At 68.9% G+C, this 20,951-nt stretch carries 18 protein-coding genes; 11 read left to right on the top strand and 7 right to left on the bottom strand.

Annotated elements, in window-relative coordinates:
- Window positions 1-70 precede the first annotated feature (70 nt).
- The 5 genes from LR393_RS00260 to LR393_RS00240 all read left to right on the top strand — a co-directional run bounded on the left by LR393_RS00260 (window position 71) and on the right by LR393_RS00240 (window position 5,290).
- Window positions 71-664 (top strand): RNA polymerase sigma factor, encoded by a 594-nt coding sequence (locus tag LR393_RS00260; RefSeq protein WP_231480788.1) that lies wholly within the window; start codon window positions 71-73, stop codon window positions 662-664.
- 212 nt (window positions 665-876) lie between these two features.
- Window positions 877-1,431, top strand: a complete 555-nt coding sequence (locus LR393_RS00255; protein ID WP_345718763.1) for a methylated-DNA--[protein]-cysteine S-methyltransferase — start codon at window positions 877-879, stop codon at window positions 1,429-1,431.
- Window positions 1,432-1,479: 48 nt separating this feature from the next.
- Complete coding sequence (locus LR393_RS00250) at window positions 1,480-2,805, top strand: NAD(P)/FAD-dependent oxidoreductase (RefSeq protein ID WP_231480786.1); 1,326 nt, start codon at window positions 1,480-1,482, stop codon at window positions 2,803-2,805.
- 867 nt (window positions 2,806-3,672) lie between these two features.
- A complete protein-coding gene (locus LR393_RS00245) occupies window positions 3,673-4,476 on the top strand; it encodes an alpha/beta fold hydrolase (RefSeq protein WP_231480785.1) in 804 nt (267 codons plus the stop codon).
- Between the two features lie 487 nt (window positions 4,477-4,963).
- Window positions 4,964-5,290, top strand: coding sequence for a WhiB family transcriptional regulator (locus tag LR393_RS00240; protein WP_231480784.1), 327 nt, complete (start codon window positions 4,964-4,966; stop codon window positions 5,288-5,290).
- Window positions 5,291-5,887: 597 nt separating this feature from the next.
- Here the strand turns inward: LR393_RS00240 and LR393_RS00235 are convergent.
- From LR393_RS00235 to LR393_RS00225, 3 genes are all read right to left on the bottom strand, one after another.
- Window positions 5,888-6,751 (bottom strand): M15 family metallopeptidase, encoded by an 864-nt coding sequence (locus LR393_RS00235; RefSeq protein ID WP_231480783.1) that lies wholly within the window; start codon window positions 6,749-6,751, stop codon window positions 5,888-5,890.
- Window positions 6,752-7,210: 459 nt separating this feature from the next.
- Complete coding sequence (locus LR393_RS00230; protein ID WP_231480782.1) at window positions 7,211-8,269, bottom strand: hemolysin family protein; 1,059 nt, start codon at window positions 8,267-8,269, stop codon at window positions 7,211-7,213.
- On the bottom strand, window positions 8,266-9,633 hold the full coding sequence (locus LR393_RS00225; protein WP_231480781.1) for a hemolysin family protein: 1,368 nt from the start codon (window positions 9,631-9,633) through the stop codon (window positions 8,266-8,268). Before LR393_RS00225 ends, LR393_RS00230 begins: the two co-directional genes overlap by 4 nt.
- A 364-nt stretch (window positions 9,634-9,997) precedes the next feature.
- Here LR393_RS00225 and LR393_RS00220 point away from each other — a divergent pair, with 364 nt between their 5' ends.
- From LR393_RS00220 to LR393_RS00210, 3 genes are all read left to right on the top strand, one after another.
- On the top strand, window positions 9,998-13,870 hold the full coding sequence (locus LR393_RS00220) for a multifunctional oxoglutarate decarboxylase/oxoglutarate dehydrogenase thiamine pyrophosphate-binding subunit/dihydrolipoyllysine-residue succinyltransferase subunit (RefSeq protein WP_231480780.1): 3,873 nt from the start codon (window positions 9,998-10,000) through the stop codon (window positions 13,868-13,870).
- 118 nt (window positions 13,871-13,988) lie between these two features.
- Entirely contained in the window at window positions 13,989-14,174 is a 186-nt protein-coding gene (locus tag LR393_RS00215) for a DUF6104 family protein (RefSeq protein ID WP_231480779.1), read from the top strand.
- A 44-nt stretch (window positions 14,175-14,218) separates the two neighbouring features.
- A complete protein-coding gene (locus LR393_RS00210) occupies window positions 14,219-14,806 on the top strand; it encodes a GDSL-type esterase/lipase family protein (protein WP_231480778.1) in 588 nt (195 codons plus the stop codon).
- 101 nt (window positions 14,807-14,907) lie between these two features.
- Here the strand turns inward: LR393_RS00210 and LR393_RS00205 are convergent, their stop codons facing one another.
- The 3 genes from LR393_RS00205 to LR393_RS00195 form a co-directional block, all read right to left on the bottom strand.
- Entirely contained in the window at window positions 14,908-15,876 is a 969-nt protein-coding gene (locus tag LR393_RS00205; protein WP_231480777.1) for a zinc-binding dehydrogenase, read from the bottom strand.
- A gap of 34 nt (window positions 15,877-15,910) precedes the next feature.
- Complete coding sequence (locus LR393_RS00200) at window positions 15,911-16,855, bottom strand: coiled-coil domain-containing protein (RefSeq protein WP_231480776.1); 945 nt, start codon at window positions 16,853-16,855, stop codon at window positions 15,911-15,913.
- A gap of 213 nt (window positions 16,856-17,068) precedes the next feature.
- Complete coding sequence (locus tag LR393_RS00195; RefSeq protein ID WP_269326488.1) at window positions 17,069-18,256, bottom strand: NAD(P)-dependent malic enzyme; 1,188 nt, start codon at window positions 18,254-18,256, stop codon at window positions 17,069-17,071.
- A 256-nt stretch (window positions 18,257-18,512) separates the two neighbouring features.
- On the opposite strand from LR393_RS00195, the gene LR393_RS00190 reads away from it, so the two are divergent.
- Window positions 18,513-18,878 (top strand): S24 family peptidase, encoded by a 366-nt coding sequence (locus LR393_RS00190; RefSeq protein ID WP_231480774.1) that lies wholly within the window; start codon window positions 18,513-18,515, stop codon window positions 18,876-18,878.
- Between the two features lie 42 nt (window positions 18,879-18,920).
- A complete protein-coding gene (gene sodN / locus LR393_RS00185; RefSeq protein WP_231480773.1) occupies window positions 18,921-19,331 on the top strand; it encodes a superoxide dismutase, Ni in 411 nt (136 codons plus the stop codon).
- 291 nt (window positions 19,332-19,622) lie between these two features.
- Here sodN and LR393_RS00180 read toward each other — a convergent pair whose 3' ends face one another.
- Window positions 19,623-20,711 carry a type IV pilus twitching motility protein PilT gene (locus LR393_RS00180; protein WP_231480772.1) on the bottom strand — a complete coding sequence of 363 codons (1,089 nt, stop codon included), beginning with the start codon at window positions 20,709-20,711 and terminating at the stop codon, window positions 19,623-19,625.
- 150 nt (window positions 20,712-20,861) lie between these two features.
- On the opposite strand from LR393_RS00180, the gene LR393_RS36835 reads away from it, so the two are divergent.
- A complete protein-coding gene (locus LR393_RS36835; protein WP_370449906.1) occupies window positions 20,862-20,936 on the top strand; it encodes a 50S ribosomal protein bL37 in 75 nt (24 codons plus the stop codon).
- Window positions 20,937-20,951 lie beyond the last annotated feature (15 nt).

The following is a 20,951-nucleotide window of genomic DNA, read 5'->3' as shown; positions in this document are numbered from 1 at the left end:
GATGGGTGGGTGCCCGGAAATTGTCGGGGGTGGGACCTCACGTTCGGGTCTTGGGTGGCGTTTACCAACTGTGAAGCGAGAACCTTTCGAGCGAGTGGTCGAGCGCCACGGGCCCACCGTCCTGCGGGTCTGTCGTGCTGTCGTCGGGCCGGTCGCTGCCGACGATGCCTGGTCAGAGACCTTTCTCGCCGCGCTGAGGGCCTATCCCCGACTGGCTCCCGACAGCGACGTCGAGGCCTGGCTGGTCACGATCGCCCACCGCAAGGCCGTCGATCAGATCCGGTTGGCCTCGCGCCACCCGGTGCCGGTGCCCCAGATCCCGGCCGGGAGCGATCCTCCTGACGATGCACCCGACATCGACGAGATCGTGCTGGGCCACACCATCGCCCAAGGGCGCGAGGCCGAGCTGAACGGGGCCGAGGTGGTCGGCGCCGTACCGAACGCCGATCACCTGCTCGACCCGTGGCCGGCCGTGCTGGCCCTGCCCCTGCGACAACGCCAGGCCGTCGCCTATCACCATGTGGCAGGGCTTCCCTACGCCGAGGTCGCCGCCATCCTCGGCTGTTCGGTGCCCGCTGCCCGCCGGGCCGCAGCTGACGGTATTGCCACGCTGCGGAACATTTTTCAGCCACAGAAGTCTGCCCTGACCTTGGAGACGCCGTGAACATTTTTCACCAGCGTGCCGCGCTTTCGACGCCTAAGGAGGCCGCGGTGCTGACCGACACCGACGAGGCGTTCCCCGAAGAACTGGCCGAGCTCGACGCGGTGGAGTTGAGTGCCGTCGAACACGCGCTGACCGACCTGCTCGACCGTGGACCGACCGAGCACGGGAAGGGCTTCGGGCCCCGCACCGATCACGCTGATCATCAGGCCAGGTTGCGAGCGCGCCTCGCCCGTGCGGCCGGTGAGCACGAGCTGCTCGATGTCGCGTACCGCACGATCGATACGGAGCTGGGCCCGTTGCTGCTGGCGGCGACGCCGCAGGGGCTGGTCCGGGTCGCGTTCGCGGTGGAGGGGCACGAGAAGGTGCTGATCGATCTGGCCGATCGTGTCGGTCCGCGGGTTCTGCACGCGCCGGCGCAGCTCGACCTGGCCGCGCACCAGATCGACGAGTACCTGCACGGTGACCGGCACCGTTTCGACCTCACGCTCGATCTTCGCCTGGCGTCCGGCAGTTTTCGGCACAGTGTGCTCACCCACCTGCAGACTCTCGCGTACGGCAGCACGGCCAGCTATGCCGCCGTCGCGGTGGCCGCTGGCAGCCCTAAGGCCGTGCGGGCTGTGGGCACGGCCTGCGCCCGCAATCCCCTGCCGGTGGTGGTCCCCTGTCACCGGGTGGTGCGCAGCGACGGCACGATGGGTCAGTACGTCGGCGGGCCCGTGGCCAAGCAGACGCTGTTGCAGCTGGAATCGTCCGGTGCCGCGGCTTAGGTGGCAGCAGAAGAGGCAGGTAGCCAAGGTCCGACCTAAGGTCGCATCATGATGACGGATGCCGCCTTCGCCCATCGTCGGCGCGCGAGAATCATTGTCGTGGGCGCGGGCTTCGCCGGGTTCGAGGCTGCCCGTGGGCTGAGCCGGACCGCGGGTGAGGCTGCCGAGATCGTCCTGATCAATCCGACCAACTACTTCCTCTACCTGCCGCTCCTGCCCGAGGTGGCGGCAGGGACACTCGATCCCCGGCGGGTCACAGTGTCCCTGTCGCACGCGCTGCCGAAGGTGCGGCTCGTGCTCGGGTCGGTAGAGGGCATCGACCTCGCGGCCCGGGCGGTGACCTACGTCGATGCCGAGGATCGGAAGGGCACGCTGGGCTACGACCGGCTCGTGATCGCTGCGGGAAGCGTGAACAAGTTGCTGCCGGTGCCGGGTGTGGACGAGTACGCCCACGGTTTCCGCGGTATCCCCGAGGCCGTTTACCTGCGCGACCACATCGTCCGGCAGATCGCGCTCGCCGACACCACCGACGACCAGGCCGAGCGTGACCAGCGGTGCACCTTCGTCGTGGCCGGTGCCGGGTACACGGGCACGGAGGTGGCGGCGCAGGGTCCTCTGATCACGGATGCCCTGCTGGCCGACCGGCCCCGGTTGGCGGGGCAGAAGATGCGATGGCTGCTGCTCGACACCGCGGAGCGGGTGCTGCCCACGCTCGACCAGCGGCTGTCGGAATCGTCAGACCGGGTGCTGCGCCGGCGCGGTGTCGAGGTGATGATGGGTGAATCGGTGAAAGAGGCCACACCCGAGGGTGTTCTGCTCACCAACGGAGACTTCGTACCCACCCGCAGCCTGATCTGGTGCGTCGGGGTGCAGCCCGATCCGCTGGTGTCCGACCTGGGCCTGCCGGCCGAGAAGGGGCGCCTCGTGGTCGACGAATACCTCAACGTGCCAGGGCATCCCGAGATCTTCGCGTGCGGAGACATCGCAGCCGTCCCCGATCTGACCCGGCCCGGTGAGGCCACCGCGATGACCGCCCAGCACGCCACCCGTCAGGGCAAGCGCGCCGCGGCCAACGTCGCGGCCTCGTTCGGGCACGGTGAGCGCAAGGCCTACAAGCACCACGACCTGGGCTTCGTCGTCGATCTCGGCGGAACGCAGGCGGCCGCGAACCCGTTGCAGATCCCCCTGTCCGGCTTCCCCGCCAAGGCAGTGACCCGCGGCTACCATTTGCTCTCGATGCCCGGGAACCGCGTCCGCACCGCCGCCGAGTGGGCTCTCAACACCGTGCTCCCCCGGGAGTCCGCCGAACTGAACCTGGTCCGGGCCCACGCCGTCCCTCTCGACTCCGCCTCCCCCGAAATTCCCCGCCGCTGAGCCCTTTCGAAGATTGAGCAACCCGGCGCCCCGATCGGCCGCGAGGCAATACTGCGGTGCGGTGGGCGTTGGGCAAAGCGCGGTGGGTGCCGGACGAAGTGGCCGCCGCACGAGGTGGCTACCGGACGAGGTGGCTACCGGACGAGGTGGCTACCGGACGAGGTGGCTACCGGACGAGGTGGCTACCGGACGAGGTGGCTACCGGACGAGGTGGCTACCGGACGAGGTGGCTACCGGACGAGGTGGCTGCCGGACGAGGTGGCTGCCGGACGAGGTGGGTGCCGGGCGCGGTGAAGTGCGCGCCGGACGCTCGCCGAGGCACCGTATCCGACTGGTCGAGTACGGCTGGTCAAGGCGGCGGGAATCAGCACCGGTGTCATCACGTACAGTCGGGCGCATATTGAGCTGCCCCACAAGGCTTTGAACATCATTGGGTAGGTTCCGTGCGGTCAGGGCGCACGAAACTCACCCAGCGATTGATGCAGCTTGAGCGGGAACCGGTCGAGGTTCGTGACCACCGCCCAGGCGACCCAGTCGAAGCCACCGGAGACCCTCAGACCCTCAGAGCCTTCGAGCCTTCGAGCCTTCGAGCCTTCGAGCCTTCGAGCCTTCGAGCCTTCGAGCCTTCGAGCCTTCGAGCCTTCGAGCCTTCGAGCCAGGAGAAGCCCCGCGCCGGAGCTTGAGCCAGAGCAGATCTGGAGCCGCCTGGGCGCAGCCGATCCCTGCCTACCTGGCGAGGTGCCGCTCTTCCCCCTGAGGCCTCCCTCCCATGGTGGCAACCGGGGAGACTTTGCATGATCACGAACAACTAGTCGAGTGGCACCGCGCACCGCGGGGATGCCGGCACGGCCCAGTACCGTCGTACTCGTGGAATCCGTGGTCAGCCCTGCCGACGGCACGCGCATCGTCTACCGCACCTTTCCGTGCGACTCGGGTGACGAGGCGGCTCCAGCTGTGCTGATGTCCCACGGCACCGCGTTGTCCCAGGCGATCTGGCGGGGCTTCGGGTACGTCCGCGCCCTCACCCACACGCATCGGGTGATCACGGTGGACCTGCGGGGCCATGGGCGTAGCGAGGGCCCGCACCAGGCTTCCGCGTACGGCTTGGACTCGTTCGTGGCGGACCTTGTCGCGGTGCTGGATAAGACCGGGACCCCGACGGCGGACTACGTCGGCTACTCGCTCGGCGGGCGGGTCGGGTTCTCCCTGGCCGCCGCCCACCCGGAACGGCTGCATCGATTCGTCAGCATCGCCGGTGCCGCGAGCACGGTCCGGGGCACGTTCGACCGCGTCTTCTTCCCCGGCTGCATCGCGACCCTGGAGGAAGAGGGGATGGACGGGTTCCTCCGGGGCTGGCAGGCCCACACCGGTGCACCGCTCGACGCCGCCACCCGCCACGCCTTCTCCGCGAACGATCCCGTGGCACTCGCTGCCTACATGTCCCGCGCGGAAGAGGACCCGGGTGTGGATGACGAGACGCTGAAACGGTTCGACATACCGACCCAGATGATCGTCGGCTCCCTGGACCTCGAGCGCGTGACCACTGCGCTGCACGTGCACGAAGTGCTGCCCGATGCACAACTTCTCGTGGTGGACGGCGCAACGCACGGCACGATCCTGCGGGAGCCGCGCACGCTGGAGACCGTGACCGGTTTCCTCGCGCCGGTCTGAAGCGCTCCAGCGGGCCAGAGCGCATCAGACCGCCCCGAAACGCTCCACACCCTCCCGAACCGCTTCACGCGAATCGCTTCAGCGACCGCCCGAAGGGGCTCGCGAATCGTTGCACGAGCGTGACACGCCGGTGAATCGCTTCGCCGTTGACCGCTTCGTGCAGCGATCCGTGCGAAGCGATGCACCCGCAACGTCCCCATGAACAACCTGTTCAGGCAGGTGAACAGCAGCTGTCCGGCCTTGATCGTTCCGTGGTCAACTCTCATGAAACCGCAGGTCAAAGCCCCATTTCCGAAACCTCGCCAAGGCCGCGAACCACCCCCGGCCCGCCTTCCGCGGCAAACCGTTCACCTCGGATCACTGAACCTTGAAGTACCCCTGAACAAGTTTCGGATCGAAGGGCTTGAACAATTGCTGACTCGGTTAGTAAGGTCTAACCACTCGATCAGCCGAGGGGCTGGTCACTGCAACACAGCGGAGGTTTCCCATGGCTGAGCTCTCTCGTCTCCCCGTCCCCGTCGCCGACGTGTGGGAGTGGCAGTACCAGGGTTCGTGCCGCGAGGCCGATCCCCAGCTCTTCTTCCACCCCGAAGGCGAGCGTGGCCCGGCCCGTCACAAGCGTGACGCCGCAGCGGTCGCCGTGTGCGCCGGCTGCCCGGTCATGCAGCAGTGCCGTGAGCACGGCCTGTCGGTGCGGGAGCCGTACGGTGTGTGGGGCGGTCTCACCGAGGAAGACCGCGAGGGTATCTACACGGCGGAGCGCAAAGAGCGTCGTGAGGCCCGCAAAGAAGCTCAGCTGCGCGAAGCCAGCTGAAACCAGCAATTCCCCCCGCTGAGCAGTACCAGTACCTAGAAGCGCCAGAACCTGACAGCCGAGTCGAGCCCGTTCGGGGCCGCACCAGGGTCACGTGAACGGCCAGCACCACAGTCACACGGCACGACAGCAACACCCCACGGCAGGCGTCCTGAAGACGGCGCACTCCACGGGCAAAAATCCAGAGCGGCACGAAATGCCAGAGGGAACACGATGAGGGCCACTCGACCCGAGCCGGTGTTCTCCCGACCGGGGTCGGCACGGGAGTCGTGCGACACCGACCAGATAGTTAAGAAAATATGGGACGAGCTCCTGGTCCTGCGATGAGCATCGCAGGATCGGTGGAGCCACCAGAAGAGGTGGGCCCGCCCCTGAAGCGGGCCCCCTCTCCTCAAAGCCTTTAACAAGAACTACCCGCGGCCGGTGATTCGGCCGCCCCGGGGACGGTCATCCGCAGCGAACCGGCAGCCTGTCCGTGAATCTCTCCCCACGGTCAGGGGAGAACTGCCGAAACGCGCGAGCCGGGCCGCTGCTGGAGTCGCCGAAACACCGGCCGCGGGTTCATATCATGAAGAAAACACAGAGCGCAGCGCCGGATCATTCTCCGGCGGTGTACTCCCAGTGCCATGGCTCGTAGGGGCCGCCACCACCGGTCTTCGCCCAGTTGGGGTTGTCCCAGCCGTACGACGCGGCGTTGTCGACGAGCCACTGGAAGCGGGCACCGCTACCGGTCTCGACGCCGTCACACATGTCGACGGCCAGACCCCAGCCGTGCTCGCTGGTACCGGGAACGGCCGCGAGCGTGGGCTTACGGGCCTTCACCGAGTACTGCTGGCTGAGCGAGCGGTACGAGTCGGTCAGGCACATGTCGTCGCCGAACTGCTGCTTGTACGCGATGTTGAGCTTCGCCAGGGCGACAGCGGCATCGGCGCGCAGACGGTGGTTCGTGTCCCACAGCGTGCAGAGCGAGCTGTCCGGGAGCTGACCGTTGCTCGCGGTGCTCGTGGTCGGCACACCGCTGCAACCGGGGAGCACCGAACGCTCACCCGAGCGCGAGGCCCGGTCGACGATGATCGTCTTGGGCGCGGCGAGCAGGTCGGGCGTGTCGGCCGAGACCGAGTCGGTGGTGACGACCTTGAGGGTCGTGACCCCGACACCCGCGGCGTCGGCCCGGGTCGGGAAGGCCACCGTGCTGACGCTGGCGACCGTGCTGCTGATCTGGTTGACCTTCGCCTGCGGCATCGGGTCGGCCATCGCACCACTGATGGGTGCGGCGATCGTGGCGATGCCCAGCGCGCCGGCGATGCCGACCTGGGGGGCGCTCAGCGATGAGCGGGGCTTACCGATGGGACGACGGGCAGAGCTGGAACCTGAACGACGCTGCGGTCCGGTGGACCGCGATCCCTTGTTGTTTCTGGGACGTAACGCAGGGGCAGCTGTGTCGGCGCGATGCGACGGCACTGGTGATCCTCCTGGAGGCTGAAGGAGGTGGAGGGGGTTCCTACCAACCGCACTCTGGGTGATGAGTCACGGAACTATAAAGGCCACGGGGTGGGGTAAATCAAGTCGAGACGCGCTGCGGGTCTTAACCCGTTCGTACGACGTCCAATATCCCGCACTTGGAGCATGAAATCCTCAACCCAGTGTTATCACTTCCGTGACACCGAGCACGGATCGAATCCGATCAGTGACACATCGTGAAAATCTTGATGTGGCACGGAACTCAGTGACACCCCGCTGTGCCATTCGCAGTCAGAACCTCGATCGAAGCGTCTGAAACCTGCGGGACGACGGCGCGTCCGGACTTTTATCGCGCAGTGCCATTAAGCCGTTACGCCGGATCCACGTGAAGAGGCTCACTCCCCGGGCTGCCGGGAAATGAGCCTCTTGACCACCACGACTGATCAGTGCCACCAATCGTCAGGCCTTGGCCGGTGCCCGCTCCTGATCGCGACGGGTGGCGTCACGGACCTCACCGACGAGCTCCTCGAGCACGTCTTCCAGGAAGAGCACGCCCAGCGTGCGGCCCTCGTGGTCGACGACCCGGGCGAGGTGACTGCCCGCCCGCTGCATCGTCGCCAGGGCCTCCTCCACCTCGTCCTCACCGCTGACCGACACCAGCGACCGCACCCGCTTCTCCGGGATCGGCAGGGTGTGACGCTCGTCGTCGGCATAGAGCAGGTCTTTCAGGTGCAGGTAGCCCAGCACCTCGAGCTCACCGGTCACCGACCGCACCACCGGGAAACGGCTGAACCCGGTGCGGGTGACCAGCCGCTCGACCTCGGCCGGCGTGCTGCCGACCGGCACGGTGACCAGCCGGCCCACCGGGATCATCAGGTCGCCGGCGGAGAGCTCGCTGAACTCCAGGGCGCCGGTGAGCAGGCCATGGTCGTCGAGCAGACCCTCACGGGTCGACTCGTTGACGATGGACGCCACCTCGTCGGCGGTGAAGGTGGAGGCCACCTCGTCCTTCGGCTCGACCCGCAGCAGCCGCACCGCGTGGTTGGCGAACCAGTTCAGCAGCCGGATCACGGGCGACGTGGCCCGGGCCACCGCCATCAGCGGCGGGGCCAGGAGCAGCACGGCCCGGTCGGGGCCGGCCAGGGCCAGGTTCTTCGGCACCATCTCGCCCAGCACCACGTGCAGGTAACTGACGACGGCCAGGGCGATGGCGAAGGCCATCGGGTGGATCAGGCCCTCAGGCAGGTGCGCCGCCTCGGCCGGGGCCTCGATCAGGTGCGCGATCGCCGGCTCGGCCACCAGACCGAGGCCGAGCGAGGCGATCGTGATGCCCAGCTGGCAGCAGGCCAGCATCAGCGAGACCTGTTCCATGGCGACCATCGCGGTCTTCGCCGCCCGGCTGCCGGCGTCGGCCAGCGGCTCGACCTGGCTGCGCCGGGCCGAGATGACGGCGAACTCGGCACCGACGAAGAAGGCGTTGAGGGCCAGCAGCAGGAGGGCGATGAGCAGGTTGGTCATGAGCGCTCCCCTCCCGAGGACGTGAGGACCGAACGGGTGCGGGTCTCCTGACCACGCACCGGGGCAGCTCCCTCGGCCAGCACCAGCCGGACCCGGTCGACCCGGCGTCCGTCCATCCGCTCGACCCGCACCCGCCCGTCGTCCAGCAGCACCTCGTCACCGACCACCGGGATCCGCCCGAGACCGGCCATGACGAACCCGCCGAGAGTTTCGTAGGCGTGCCCGTCCGGCACACCCACCCCGGTACGCTCACGCACCTCGTCGGGCCGCATCAGGCCCGGCACCAGCCAGGCCCCGTCGCGCCGGCGCACGATGCCCGGGCGGCTGCGGTCGTGCTCGTCGGACACGTCGCCGACCAGCTCCTCGACCACGTCCTCGAGGGTGACGACGCCCGCGGTGCCGCCGTACTCGTCCACCACCACGGCCAGCTGCAGGCCCAGGGCCCGCAGCTCGACGAGCAGCGGGTCGAGCCGCATGGTCTCCGGCACACGCAGTGCCTCGGACATGATCGCGGCGACCGGCACCTCGTCGCGGCGCTCCATCGGAACAGCCACCGCGCTCTTCAGGTGCACGACACCGACGACGTCGTCGAGGTCACCGTCGACCACCGGGAACCGGGAGTGCCCGGTGCGGCGCGCCATGGTGATGACGGCCGAGGCCGCATCCTCTTTCTGCAGCACCAGCATGCGCACCCGCGGGGTCATCACGTCGGCCGCCGAGCGGCTGGAGAAGCCCAGCGACCGGGTGAGCAGCGTGGCCGTCTGCTGGTCGAGCGTGCCGGCCGCGGCCGAGTGCCGCACCAGCGCGGCCAGTTCCTCGGGCGAACGGCCCGCGGACAGCTCTTCCTGCGGCTCCACGCCGACCAGGCGCAGCAGCCGGTTCGCCGAGCCGTTGAGCACGGTGATCAGGGGCTTCATCACCGTGGAGAACGCCCGCTGCGGGCCCGCGACCACCCGGGCCGTGGGCAGCGGCACGGAGATCGCCAGGTTCTTCGGGATCAGCTCGCCGACGACCATGGAGAAGCCGGTGGCCATGATCAGCGCGATCGCGACACTCACCGACCCGACGGCCGCGCCCTCCAGGCCGACAGCCTCGGCCGGGCCCTCGAGCAGCGACGCCAGGGACGGCCGCACCAGGTAACCGACCACCAGCGTGGTGATCGTGATGCCGACCTGGGCCCCGGACAGCTGGGTGGAAAGGGTACGGATGGCGGCCAGAACGCCGACGGCGCGCTTGTCGCCGGACTCGATCGCCCGCTCGACGGTGGAGCGGTCGAGCGCGACCAGGGAGAACTCGGCCGCGACGAAGATCGCGGTTCCCAGCGTGAGCAGTACGCCGAGGCCGAGCAGGATCCATTCGGTCATAAGACTGTGACGCCGCGGCGGAACGAGACGTTCCGCGACCGGCTGTGCCCGTTCGGGCCGAACTCGGGGGCAGGCGCCGGAGCAGTCGGAAGCGGGCCCGAGCGGGCCGTTCCGGACGGCGCTCGGTGCGAGCCGCTGGTGGATGCCGCGCGACGTTGGCGCGACGGCGACGTACAGGACTGGGGTAAGCCGGCCACAGGCCGGCACCTTCGTGGAGGCATGGTAAATCCATCTTACGGCAGGTCGTGGCGCAGCCCACCCCGCGGCGGCGCCGAGTGGAAGTGCTAATCCCTCGCACTCCCACTCGATCGGGTTAGGGTTGACACACCCTTCAGCCCCGCACTGAAAGAAGGCGATTCTCGCCGTGTCCTCCGAGCCTGTGGTGACCGAGTTCGGACCGAACGAGTGGCTGGTCGACGAGCTGTACCAGCAGTACCTGTCAGACAAGTCCTCGGTGGATCCCGCCTGGTGGGAATTCTTCGCGGACTACCAGCCGAGCGAGACCCCGCACCTGCGGGCCAGCTCCCGGCAGCCTGACGAGACCACCTCGGATCCCTCGGACACCATTCCTGCGACGGGCCCGAACGGGGCGGCCGAAGGCCGTCCGGTCGCGACCGCCGCGCTGCAGCCACCGAAGCCTGCGGCCCCACCTGTTACCGCCCCGGCCACCCCGGCCGGCCGGAGCGAGACCAGGCCGAACGAGGCGACACCGGCGCAGCCCGCCCCCGCAGCCAGTGCCACGACCACCCCGAACTCAACGAACTCAACGAGCACCCCGGCCAGGAAGCCCGCGCAGCAGCCGGCCACCCTGCCGGCCGCCCGCACCCCCCGGGAACCGGCGGCCGCCGCCCCGGCGAAGACCAACCGGGACGCCCCGCAGGTCACCCGGCTGAAGGGCCCGGCGGCCCGGGTCGTGACGAACATGGAAGCCAGCCTGGAGGTGCCCACCGCCACCAGCGTGCGGGCCGTCCCGGCAAAGCTCCTGATCGACAACCGGATCGTGCTCAACAATCACCTGGCCCGCTCCCGCGGCGGCAAGGTGTCGTTCACCCACCTGATCGGTTTCGCCCTCGTCGAGGCGCTGGAACTGATGCCGTCGATGAACACCTCGTACACCGAGGAGGACGGCAAGCCGGCGATCGTGCAGCCGGCCCACATCAACCTCGGTATCGCGATCGACATGCCCAAGCCGGACGGCACGCGCCAGCTGCTGGTGCCGAACGTGCGGCACTGCGACGGCATGGACTTCGCCGAGTTCTGGGCGGCCTACGAGGACGTCGTGCGCCGGGCCCGTAACGGCAAGCTCGGGGCCGACGACTTCGCCGGCACCACGCTGAGCCTGACCAACCCCGGCACCATCGGCACCGTGCACTCCGTGCCGCGGCTGATGAAGGGCCAGGGCGCCATCATCGGCGTCGGCGCGATGGACTACCCGGCCGAGTACCAGGGCGCGTCGGAAGAGACCATCGCCCGCCTGGCGGTCAGCAAGATGATGACGCTGACCTCCACCTACGACCACCGCATCATCCAGGGCGCCGGGTCCGGCGAGTTCCTGCGCGTGGTGCACAGCAAGCTGCTGGGCGAGGACGGTTTCTACGACCGGGTCTTCCGCTCGCTGCGCCTGCCCTACGAGCCGGTGCGCTGGGTGCGCGACATCTCGGTGTCGCACGACGACCAGATCAACAAGACCGCGCGGGTGCAGGAGCTGATCCACTCCTACCGGGTCCGGGGCCACCTGATGGCCGACACCGACCCGCTGGAGTACAAGCAGCGCCGTCACCCCGACCTCGACATCACCACCCACGGCCTGACCCTCTGGGACCTCGAACGCGAGGTGCCGACAGGCGGTTTCGGCGGCAAGCCAGTGGCCAAGCTGCGCCACATCCTCGGCGTGCTGCGCGACACCTACTGCCGCACGGTCGGTATCGAGTACATGCATATTCAGGACCCGGAGCAGCGGCGCTGGCTGCAGGCCCGGCTGGAGCGGCCCTACGCCAAGCCGACCCGCGAGGAGCAGCTGCGCATCCTCGGCCGGCTCAACGCGGCCGAGGCGTTCGAGACCTTCCTGCAGACGAAGTTCGTCGGCCAGAAGCGCTTCAGCCTCGAGGGCGGCGAGTCGGTCATCGCCCTGCTCGACGAGCTGCTGTCGAACGCCGCCCGGGAGAAGCTCGACGAGGTCTGCATCGGCATGCCGCACCGCGGCCGGCTGAACGTGCTGGCCAACATCGCGGGCAAGAGCTACGGCCAGATCTTCCGCGAGTTCGAGGGTCAGCAGGACCCGCGCAGCGTGCAGGGTTCCGGCGACGTGAAGTACCACCTCGGCACCGAGGGTCATTACACCGCCGAGACCGGCGAGAAGACCAAGGTCTACCTGGCCGCGAACCCCTCCCACCTGGAGGCGGTCAACCCGGTGCTCGAGGGTGTGGCCCGGGCCAAGCAGGACCGGCTGAACCGGCAGGGCGAGATCTTCTCGGTGCTGCCGGTGCTGATGCACGGCGACGCGGCGTTCGCCGGGCAGGGTGTGGTCACCGAGACGCTGAACCTGTCGCAGCTGCGGGGTTACCGCACCGGCGGCACGGTGCACGTCGTCATCAACAACCAGGTCGGCTTCACCACCGCCCCCTCCTCCTCGCGCTCGTCGGTCTACTGCACCGACGCCGCCCGGATGATCCAGGCGCCGATCTTCCACGTGAACGGGGACGACCCGGAAGCCTGTGTCCGGGTGGCCCAGCTGGCCTTCGAGTTCCGGATGGCGTTCGACAAGGACGTCGTCATCGACATGGTCTGCTACCGCCGCCGCGGCCACAACGAGGGCGACGACCCCTCGATGACCCAGCCGCTGATGTACAACCTGATCGAGGCCAAGCGGAGCGTTCGCAAGCTCTACACCGAGGGCCTGATCGGGCGCGGTGACATCACCGTGGAAGAGGCGGAGCAGGCGCTGCGCGACTACCAGCAGCAGCTGGAGCGCGTCTTCGCCGAGACCCGCGACACGGTGAACCACCCGCCCACGGTGAACCGCGACGTCACGGCCGGTCTCGACCTGCCCAAGGCGCAGCAGCAGGACAGCAACGCCGGCAACGGCCACACCAGCGCGGTCCCGGCCGAGGTGCTGAAGCAGATCGGCGACGCGTACGTCTCGCCGCCCGCGGGCTTCTCGGTACACCCGAAGCTGCAGACGCTGCTGGAGCGCCGGGCCACGATGGCCTCCGACGGCGGGGTCGACTGGGCGTTCGGCGAGCTGCTGGCGCTGGGATCGATCCTGATGGAGGGCACCAACATCCGGTTCACCGGGCAGGACACCCGGCGCGGCACGTTCACCCAGCGGCACGCGGTGCTGACCGACAAGATCACGGCCGAGGAATGGACCCCTCTGCTCAACCTGAACGAGAACCAGGGCAAGTTCTGGATCTACGACTCGCTGCTGTCCGAGTTCGCCGCGATGGGCTTCGAGTACGGCTACTCGGTCGAGCGGCCCGACGCCCTGGTGCTCTGGGAGGCGCAGTTCGGTGACTTCGCCAACGGCGCCCAGACCATCGTCGACGAGTTCATCTCCTCGTCCGAGCAGAAGTGGGGCCAGCGGTCGTCGGTGACGCTGCTGCTCCCCCACGGCTACGAGGGCCAGGGGCCGGACCACTCCAGCGCCCGCATCGAGCGCTACCTGCAGCTGTGCGCCGAGAACAACATGTTCGTCGCCCAGCCGTCGACCCCGGCCAGCTACTTCCACCTGCTGCGCCGTCAGGCCTACGCCAAGCCGCGCAAGCCGCTGGTGGTGTTCACACCCAAGTCGATGCTGCGCCTGAAGGCCGCCGTGTCGCCGATCGAGGAGTTCACCAACGGTGAGTTCCTCCCGGTCATCCCCGACAACGCCAAGCTGGGGCAGGTCGACCGGGTGCTGCTGTGCAGCGGGAAGATCTACCACGACCTGGTAGCGGAGCGCACCAAGCGTGGTGACACCAGCACCGCGATCGTGCGGCTGGAGCAGCTCTACCCGCTCGACGCCGAGGGTGTGCAGGCGGCCATCCAGCCGTACCGCGACGCCCAGCTGGTCTGGGTGCAGGACGAGCCGGCGAACCAGGGTCCCTGGCCGTCGATCGCCCTGAGCCTTCCGCAAGACCTGGGCGGGCGTCCGCTGCTGCGCATCTCCCGCCCCGCGGCGGCCTCCCCGGCCACCGGTTCGGCCAAGAAGCACCAGGCCGAGCAGGCGGCCCTGATCGCTCAGGCGTTCAACCGCTAAGCGGGACAACGCGAAACGGCTCCGCATCCATGTGGGTGCGGAGCCGTTTCAGCGAAATCGCACTACTCAACCGGTCCACCTACGAGATCTTGCGGATGAAGTCGGACAGAATACGACCATGTACTTCACCGACCGAGGGATCGAGGAGCTCGAGCAGCGCCGTGGGGACGAAGAAGTGTCGTTCGCCTGGCTGGCCGAGCAGCTGAAGCATTTCGTCGACCTCAACCCGGATTTCGAGACCCCGGTCGAGCGACTGGCCACCTGGCTGGCCCGGCTCGACGACGATGACGACGAGGTCCAGTGAGCCGATTGCGCCTAGCCTCCAGCACCCCCGCCGGTGCACCGGAGGTGAGGATCTGCGTCGTCGGTGACGCGCTGGTCTCCGGGGTGGGCGACCCCAAGGCGCTGGGCTGGGTGGGCCGGGTCGCGGCGCGCACCCCTCAGGACGAGATGGCCCTGTCCGTCTACACTCTCGGTGTTCCCGGGGAGAACACGGCCGACCTGGGCACCCGCTGGTGGTCGGAGGCCGGGCGCCGCTTCGGCGACCACCAGGGCGAACACCGCGTGGTGATCGGCCTGGGCCGGGCCGACATCGAGGCCGGCCTGAGCATCCCGCGCTCGCGGCTGAACCTCGCCAACATGCTCGACGACGCGCACGCCCGACGGCTGCCCGCCTTCGTGGTCGGCCCGCCCCCGGCCGCCGACCACGCGCTGAACCTCCGGATCGAAGAGCTGTCAGCCACTTTCAGTGACGTCTGCCGCCGTCGCAGCGTGCCCTACGTGGATTGCTTCGACCCGCTCTACGCGCACGAGGACTGGCTCACCGACCTGGCCTCCGGCGACGGGGAGCACCCGCGCCAGGCCGGCTACGGCCTGATCGCCTGGCTGGTGCTGCACAACGGCTGGTACGAGTGGCTCGGCGTGCCCCGGCCCTAGAAAGAAATTGCCTGAAGACACGCGTGCCCGCTCGGCTCCCCGAAGGGGAGCGGGCACGCTGGGAGCACCCCCGGCCCTCCAGGGCTGGGGGACCTCCATTTTCAGCGCGTGAACACGACCTTGCCCACCACGTCTCCCGACGCGAGCTTCTCGAATCCCTCGCGAGCGCGTTCCAGGGGCAGCACCGTGTCGATCCGCGGGCGCACCCCGCTGGTGAGCAGGAAGTTCGCCAGGCGGCCGAGTTCCTCGCGGGTGCCCATGGTCGACCCGAGCACCCGTAGTTGCAGGAAGAAGATGCGGTTGAGCTCGGCGTTCTTCGGGGCGGCGCCGCTGGTGGCACCGCAGATCACGATCGCCCCGCCGGATTTCAGCGACTTCACCGAGTGACTCCAGGTGGCCGCGCCCACGGTCTCCATCACCGCGTCCACCCGCTCGGGCAGCCGGGCCCCGCTCTCGAAGGCGCGATCGGCACCCAGCTGTACCGCCCGCGTCCGTTTGCCCTCGTCGCGACTGGTCGCCCAGACCCGCACCCCCGCGGCCCGGCCGAGCGCGATCAGCGCCGTCGCGACCCCACCACCCGCGCCCTGCACCAGGATGGTCTGGCCGGGAAGCACCTGGCCCTGGGTGAAGAGCATGCGGTAGGCGGTGAGCCAGGCCGTGGGCAGGCAGGCGGCTTCTTCCCAGCTCAGCCCGGCCGGCTTGGGCACCAGGTTGCTCTTCGGCACGATCACCTCGTCGGCGAGCGCGCCCTGGTGCAGCTCGGAGAGCAGGCTGCGGCGCGGGTCGAGGGTCTCGTCGCCCTTCCAGTCCGGATCGCTGATGACGGCGTGCACGATGACCTCGTTGCCGTCGTCGTCGAGGCCCGCGCCGTCGCAGCCCAGGATCATCGGCAGGCGCTCGTCGGGCAGGCCGACCCCGCGCAGGCTCCACAGATCGTGATGGTTCAGGCTGGCGGCCTTCAGCCGGACCCGGGCCCAGCCTTCGGGCACGTCCGGGGCGGGGCGCTCTGCGACCTGTAGTGCGGAGAGCGGGTCGTCGGCATCGGTTCTGGTGACGAAGGCAGCCAGCATGGGGACGACGCTAGTCCTGCCGCCCCCACGACCTCTAGGCCGGTCCTGTGACCACCCTCACACCACGTAGATCGATCTGACCGGTTCCGAGGGGATCGCGCGGATCGATGTTGAGGTCGTCGTCGATGGTCGCGTGGCTGCCGGAGTGCCCGTGCGAGGAGTAGTCGTCGCGCACGTCGATGACCTCGTGCAGGTCGGGCGGCAGGGCGTCGTCGTAGATCTCCCCCTCGACCGGCTCACCCTCGGGCCGTTGTTCGTCGCGGTTGTTCATGGCGGCCTCGACCGCGGCGGACAGCGAACCGGCCGCGGCATCGGCGCTGAGCAGCTGGCTGAGCACGTCGCGGATCTGGGCGAGCCGGTTCAGGGCCTCGCTGTGAGTGCCGGTGAGCGCGTCGAGACGCTGGGCGGCCAGGCCGTTGACGGCACCGGAGCGGCGCTGGGCGTCGTCGATCAGGTGCTCGGCGTGCCGCACGGAGTCGAGCCGCAGCTGATCGGCCTCGGTGCGGGCCGAGGTGATGGTGATCTCGGCCTCGCTGTGGGCGCGGGTCAGCTCGTTCTCGGCGGCCTGCCGGGCCTCGTTCACCTCCCGCGTAGCCGTCTCGCGGGCGATCGTCAGCTCCTGCACGGCACTCGCGCGGGCCTGCTCCAGGTCTTGCTGGGCCTCGGCCCGGGCCTGGGTGACGATGCGCTCGGCCTCGACCTGGGTCTCCTGCCGGAGCCGGATGATGTCGTCGCTGGCGCGCGAACGCTCCTGCTCGGCCTCCTCGTTGGCCAGCCGCAGGATCTGCGACATCCGGTCGCTGAGCTCGGCGTGCACCGGCTGCGGCTTGGGCGCGTCGCGCAGTTCCTCGACCTGGGCCTGCAGCCTCTGGGTCTCCGCGACGGCGGCCTCGGCCCCGGCGCGGGCGCGCTGGCCCTCGGCCCGCGCCACCGCGAGCTGCCGCTCGAGGGTGCTGAGTAACGCGTGCGTGCGGGTCATGTACTCCATGACCTGCTGCCGGTTGAAACCTCGCACAGCGATGTCGAAGGAATCTTCCCGAGGTGCCCCGGATACGACCGGTCGATTCTCGTCCATGAGCCTTCACAGGGGTGGGAGCCGAAGTGTGATGCGAACTCTTCCGCGCACGGGCAACCTTATGCAACTGGTTGCCCAACAAATGCCGTTCAGGTCCGAGTTTGCCGTCACACAGGGTCAGCCCCGGGCCACCCCTTCGTCCCGCGCCGCCTGCCCGACTGCCCTCGCCACCGCTCCGGCCACGCGTTCGTCGAAGACACTGGGTACCACCTCACCCGCGGTGGGGTGCTCCACACAGTTCGCGATCGCCCGGGCCGCGGCCAGCTTCATGCCCTCGGTGACGGCCGTGGCCCGCACGTCGAGCGCGCCGCGGAAGATGCCCGGGAAGGCGAGCACGTTGTTGATCTGGTTGGGGAAGTCGCTGCGCCCGGTACCCACCACCGCGGCGTACCGGTGGGCCAGGTCCGGATGCACCTCGGGCGTGGGATTGGCCAGCGCGAACACGATCGCCCCGGGCGCCATCGAGGCCACCACCGGCTCGGGCACCTGGCCTCCGCTGACCCCGATGTAGACATCGGCCCCTTCCATCGCCACGGCCAGGCCACCGCTCAGCCGACGCGGGTTGGAGCGCTCCGCGAGGCCTTCCTTGTACCCGGCCAGATGCGCCCGGCCCGGCGCCAGCACGCCCCGGCTGTCGCACACCACGATGTCGAGGATGCCGGCCCCGGCGAGAATGGCCGCGATGGCCACTCCCGCGGCACCCGCCCCGGCGACGACGACCTTCAGCCCGGCCAGGTCCCGCCCCGTCACCCGGGCGGCGTTGGTCAGGGCCGCGAGCACCACCACCGCGGTGCCGTGCTGGTCGTCGTGGAACACCGGCAGGTCGAGCCGCTCGCGCAGCCGGGCCTCGATCTCGAAGCAGCGCGGCGCGGCGATGTCCTCCAGGTTGATGCCGCCGAAGGTCGGGGCCAGCCGGGCGACGGTGTCGACGATCTCGTCCGGATCGGTGGTGTCCAGGCAGATCGGCACGGCGTTGATGCCGGCGAAGTGCTTGAACAGCATCGCCTTGCCCTCCATCACGGGCATCGCGGCGCCGGGGCCGATGTTGCCGAGGCCGAGCACGGCCGTGCCGTCGGAGACCACCGCGACCGTGTTGCCGCGACCGGTGTAGACGTCGAGCAGGTCCGGGTCGGCGGCGATGGCCAGGCAGACCTCGGCCACCCCCGGCGTGTAGGCGAGTGACAGGTCGTCGCGGGTCTGCAGGGGCACCCGCAGCGCGGTCTCGATCTTGCCGCCCCGATGCAGGGCGAACACCGGGGCCAGGGCGGTCACGGTAGGAATGTCGGAATCAGTACCGGTGGGCATGTCGATGGTCACGCGAGCACCTCGGGACAGGTCTGGACAGGTCGGTGGGAACGACGAAAAGACCGCCAGGATGCGGCGATACGCGCGCAGTGAGAGGGCGGGAGATACGCGGGCGGCGGGGTGGCGCCACCGGCCCAGGTGAACGGGGGTGACCCGTGGCGCTCATCGTGGCACAGCGATGCGCCCCTACGAGCACGTACGGTGTAACCGGCCCCACCTTTCGTCATCAATGAAAAGATCAAGACTGAGGACGCGGATGAGCTCCCCTACGGTGCACCGGCCACTGCTGCCGATCGGCCAGGTGATCGTGCGCGGCCGTTCGATGGAACCGTCCCTGCGGGACGGCGACCGGCTGCTGGTGCACTGGGGAGCACGGCCCCAGGTGGGCCGCGTGGCGGTGGTGCGCCTGCCCGGCGACCGGCCGCTCTCGGTGAAACGGCTCTCGTTCCGCGAGGACGGCGGCTGGTGGGTGGAACGCGACAACCCGGCCGAGGGCGTCGACTCCTGGCAGGTGGGCGCGGTGCCGGACGACGACGTGCTGGCCGTGGTGCTGTTCCGGATCTGGCCCGACCCGGGGAAGATCACGGGCCCGCGGCGCGCAGATCAACAGGGTGCGGAGTAGGTTACGAGTCCTCAGCCTCTAGCCTCGCGAAAAGGAGTACCCATGCTCTCGCGGTTCCTCAACGCCTTCACCGCGGTCGAGGTCAGCGCCCACTGCGACCTCCCCTGTGGCGTCTACGACCCGGCCCAGGCCAAGATCGAGGCCCAGTCGGTCAAGGCCTGCATCGCGAAGTTCAACGCCTCGGACGACTCGGTGTTCAAGGAGCGCGCGATCTCGATCAAGGAGGAGCGCAGCGACCTGGTGAAGCACCACCTCTGGGTGCTGTGGACCGACTACTTCAAGCCCCCTCACTTCGAGAAGTACCCGCAGCTGCACGGCCTGTTCAACGAGGCCACCAAGCTCGCCGGTGCGGGTGGCACGAAGGGCAGCACCGACGAGGCCGTGGCCGACCAGCTGCTGGCCAAGATCGACGAGATCAGCACGATCTTCTGGGAGACCAAGGCTGCTGCCTGAGTCTTTCGAGCACGCGACAGCGCCCGGTGGGTCCGATCGGACCCACCGGGCGCTGTCGTTTCCGGAAACGTGGGATGAATTCTGGCCATAGTGACCCACGCCACAGTGTTTACGAGTCGCGCTTTAAATGTAACAACTTGATAATGGACCAATCGGGCGTTGCGAGGGCAGTCTCAACGCCCCAGCTCCCTGGTCACGACGACGAGACCGGGTGAGCCCGTAGGAGGTGGAGGGCGGAACGGGACCCCGCCGTCCATCTCCTACGGACCCTCGCCGGCCGCAGGGCAGGCCCTAGGCCACCAGCCCCAGCCGGCGTAGTTCCACGGTGAGGTCGTGCGGGTTGCTGGCCACGGCCATCCCGTCGTGCAGGCTCACCACCCCGTCGCGGATCAGCTCCACCAGGTGCATGTCGAACGACTGCATCCCGTAGAAGGCACCTTCCTTGATCAGGTCGGTGATGGTGCTGGTCTTGTCCGGGTCGGAGATGGCTTCGGAGATGCGCCCGGTGTTCACGCAGATCTCCATCGCGAGCGCCCGGCCCGAGCCGTCAGCCCGTGGCACCAGGCGCTGGCAGATGATCCCGCGCAGCGACCCGGCCAATGAGAGCCGGACCTGCTTCTGCTCGTGCGGCGGGAAGAAGTCGATGATGCGGGAGATGGTCTCCTTGGCGTCCTGGGTGTGCAGCGTGGACATCACGAAGTGACCGGTCTCGGCCGCGGACAGCGCCGAGTGCACCGTCTCCTGATCGCGCATCTCACCGATCAGGATGACGTCGGGGTCCTGCCGCATCGCCGCGCGCAGCGCCACCGAGAAGTCCTGGGTGTCCACCCGGACCTCCCGCTGGTTGACCATCGCCAGCTTGTCCTCGTGCAGGACCTCGATCGGGTCCTCCACGGTGACGAGATGCACCTCGCGCTCGGTGTTGATCTTGTCGACCATGCCGGCGAGCGTGGTGGTCTTGCCCGAACCGGTGGGGCCGGTGACCAGTACCAGGCCACGGGGCTCGAGGGCGAGGCGGCCGATCACGTCGGGCACGCCGAGCTTGTCGAGCGGGATCGCGCCGACGTTGACGCGGCGGAACACCAGGCCGGCCGACCCGCGCTGGCGGAAGGCGTTCACCCGGTACCGGCCGACGCCGCTCAGGGAGTAGGCGAAGTCGGCCTCGTTGGTGCTCTGGAACTGCGCCCGCAGGTCGTCCCGCAGCACCTCGGCCACCATCGCCTCGGTGTCGGCCGGGGAGAGCGCGGGCACGTCCAGGCGGCGCAGCTTGCCGTCGATCCGGATGCGTGGCGGCGAACCGACCTTGCAGTGCAGGTCCGAGCCGTACAGCTCGGACAGGGCCCGCAGGAAGGGCACCACGGAGACAGGAGGGCGGCTCACGGGTACTTCGATCGGCCGTCCTGAGCAACTCTTGAGAATCCCGGGTCAAGGCCGCCCGGTCCCGGCTCGATCCCTGCTCCATCCCGGCCTGGCCGGAGCACCGGCCCGGGCATGAAATGATGGCGGGTAGTCGAGTGAAGGAGAAGTGCCATGAGCAAGCGCGGACGCAAGCGCCGCTCGCGCAAGGGCAGCGCGGCCAACCACGGTCGCCGTCCCAACGCCTGAGCCAACGCGCATCAG

Source organism: Kineosporia mesophila (assembly GCF_021129235.1).
GTDB lineage: Bacteria > Actinomycetota > Actinomycetes > Actinomycetales > Kineosporiaceae > Kineosporia > Kineosporia mesophila.
This window is presented reverse-complemented; position numbering and strand designations above follow the sequence as displayed.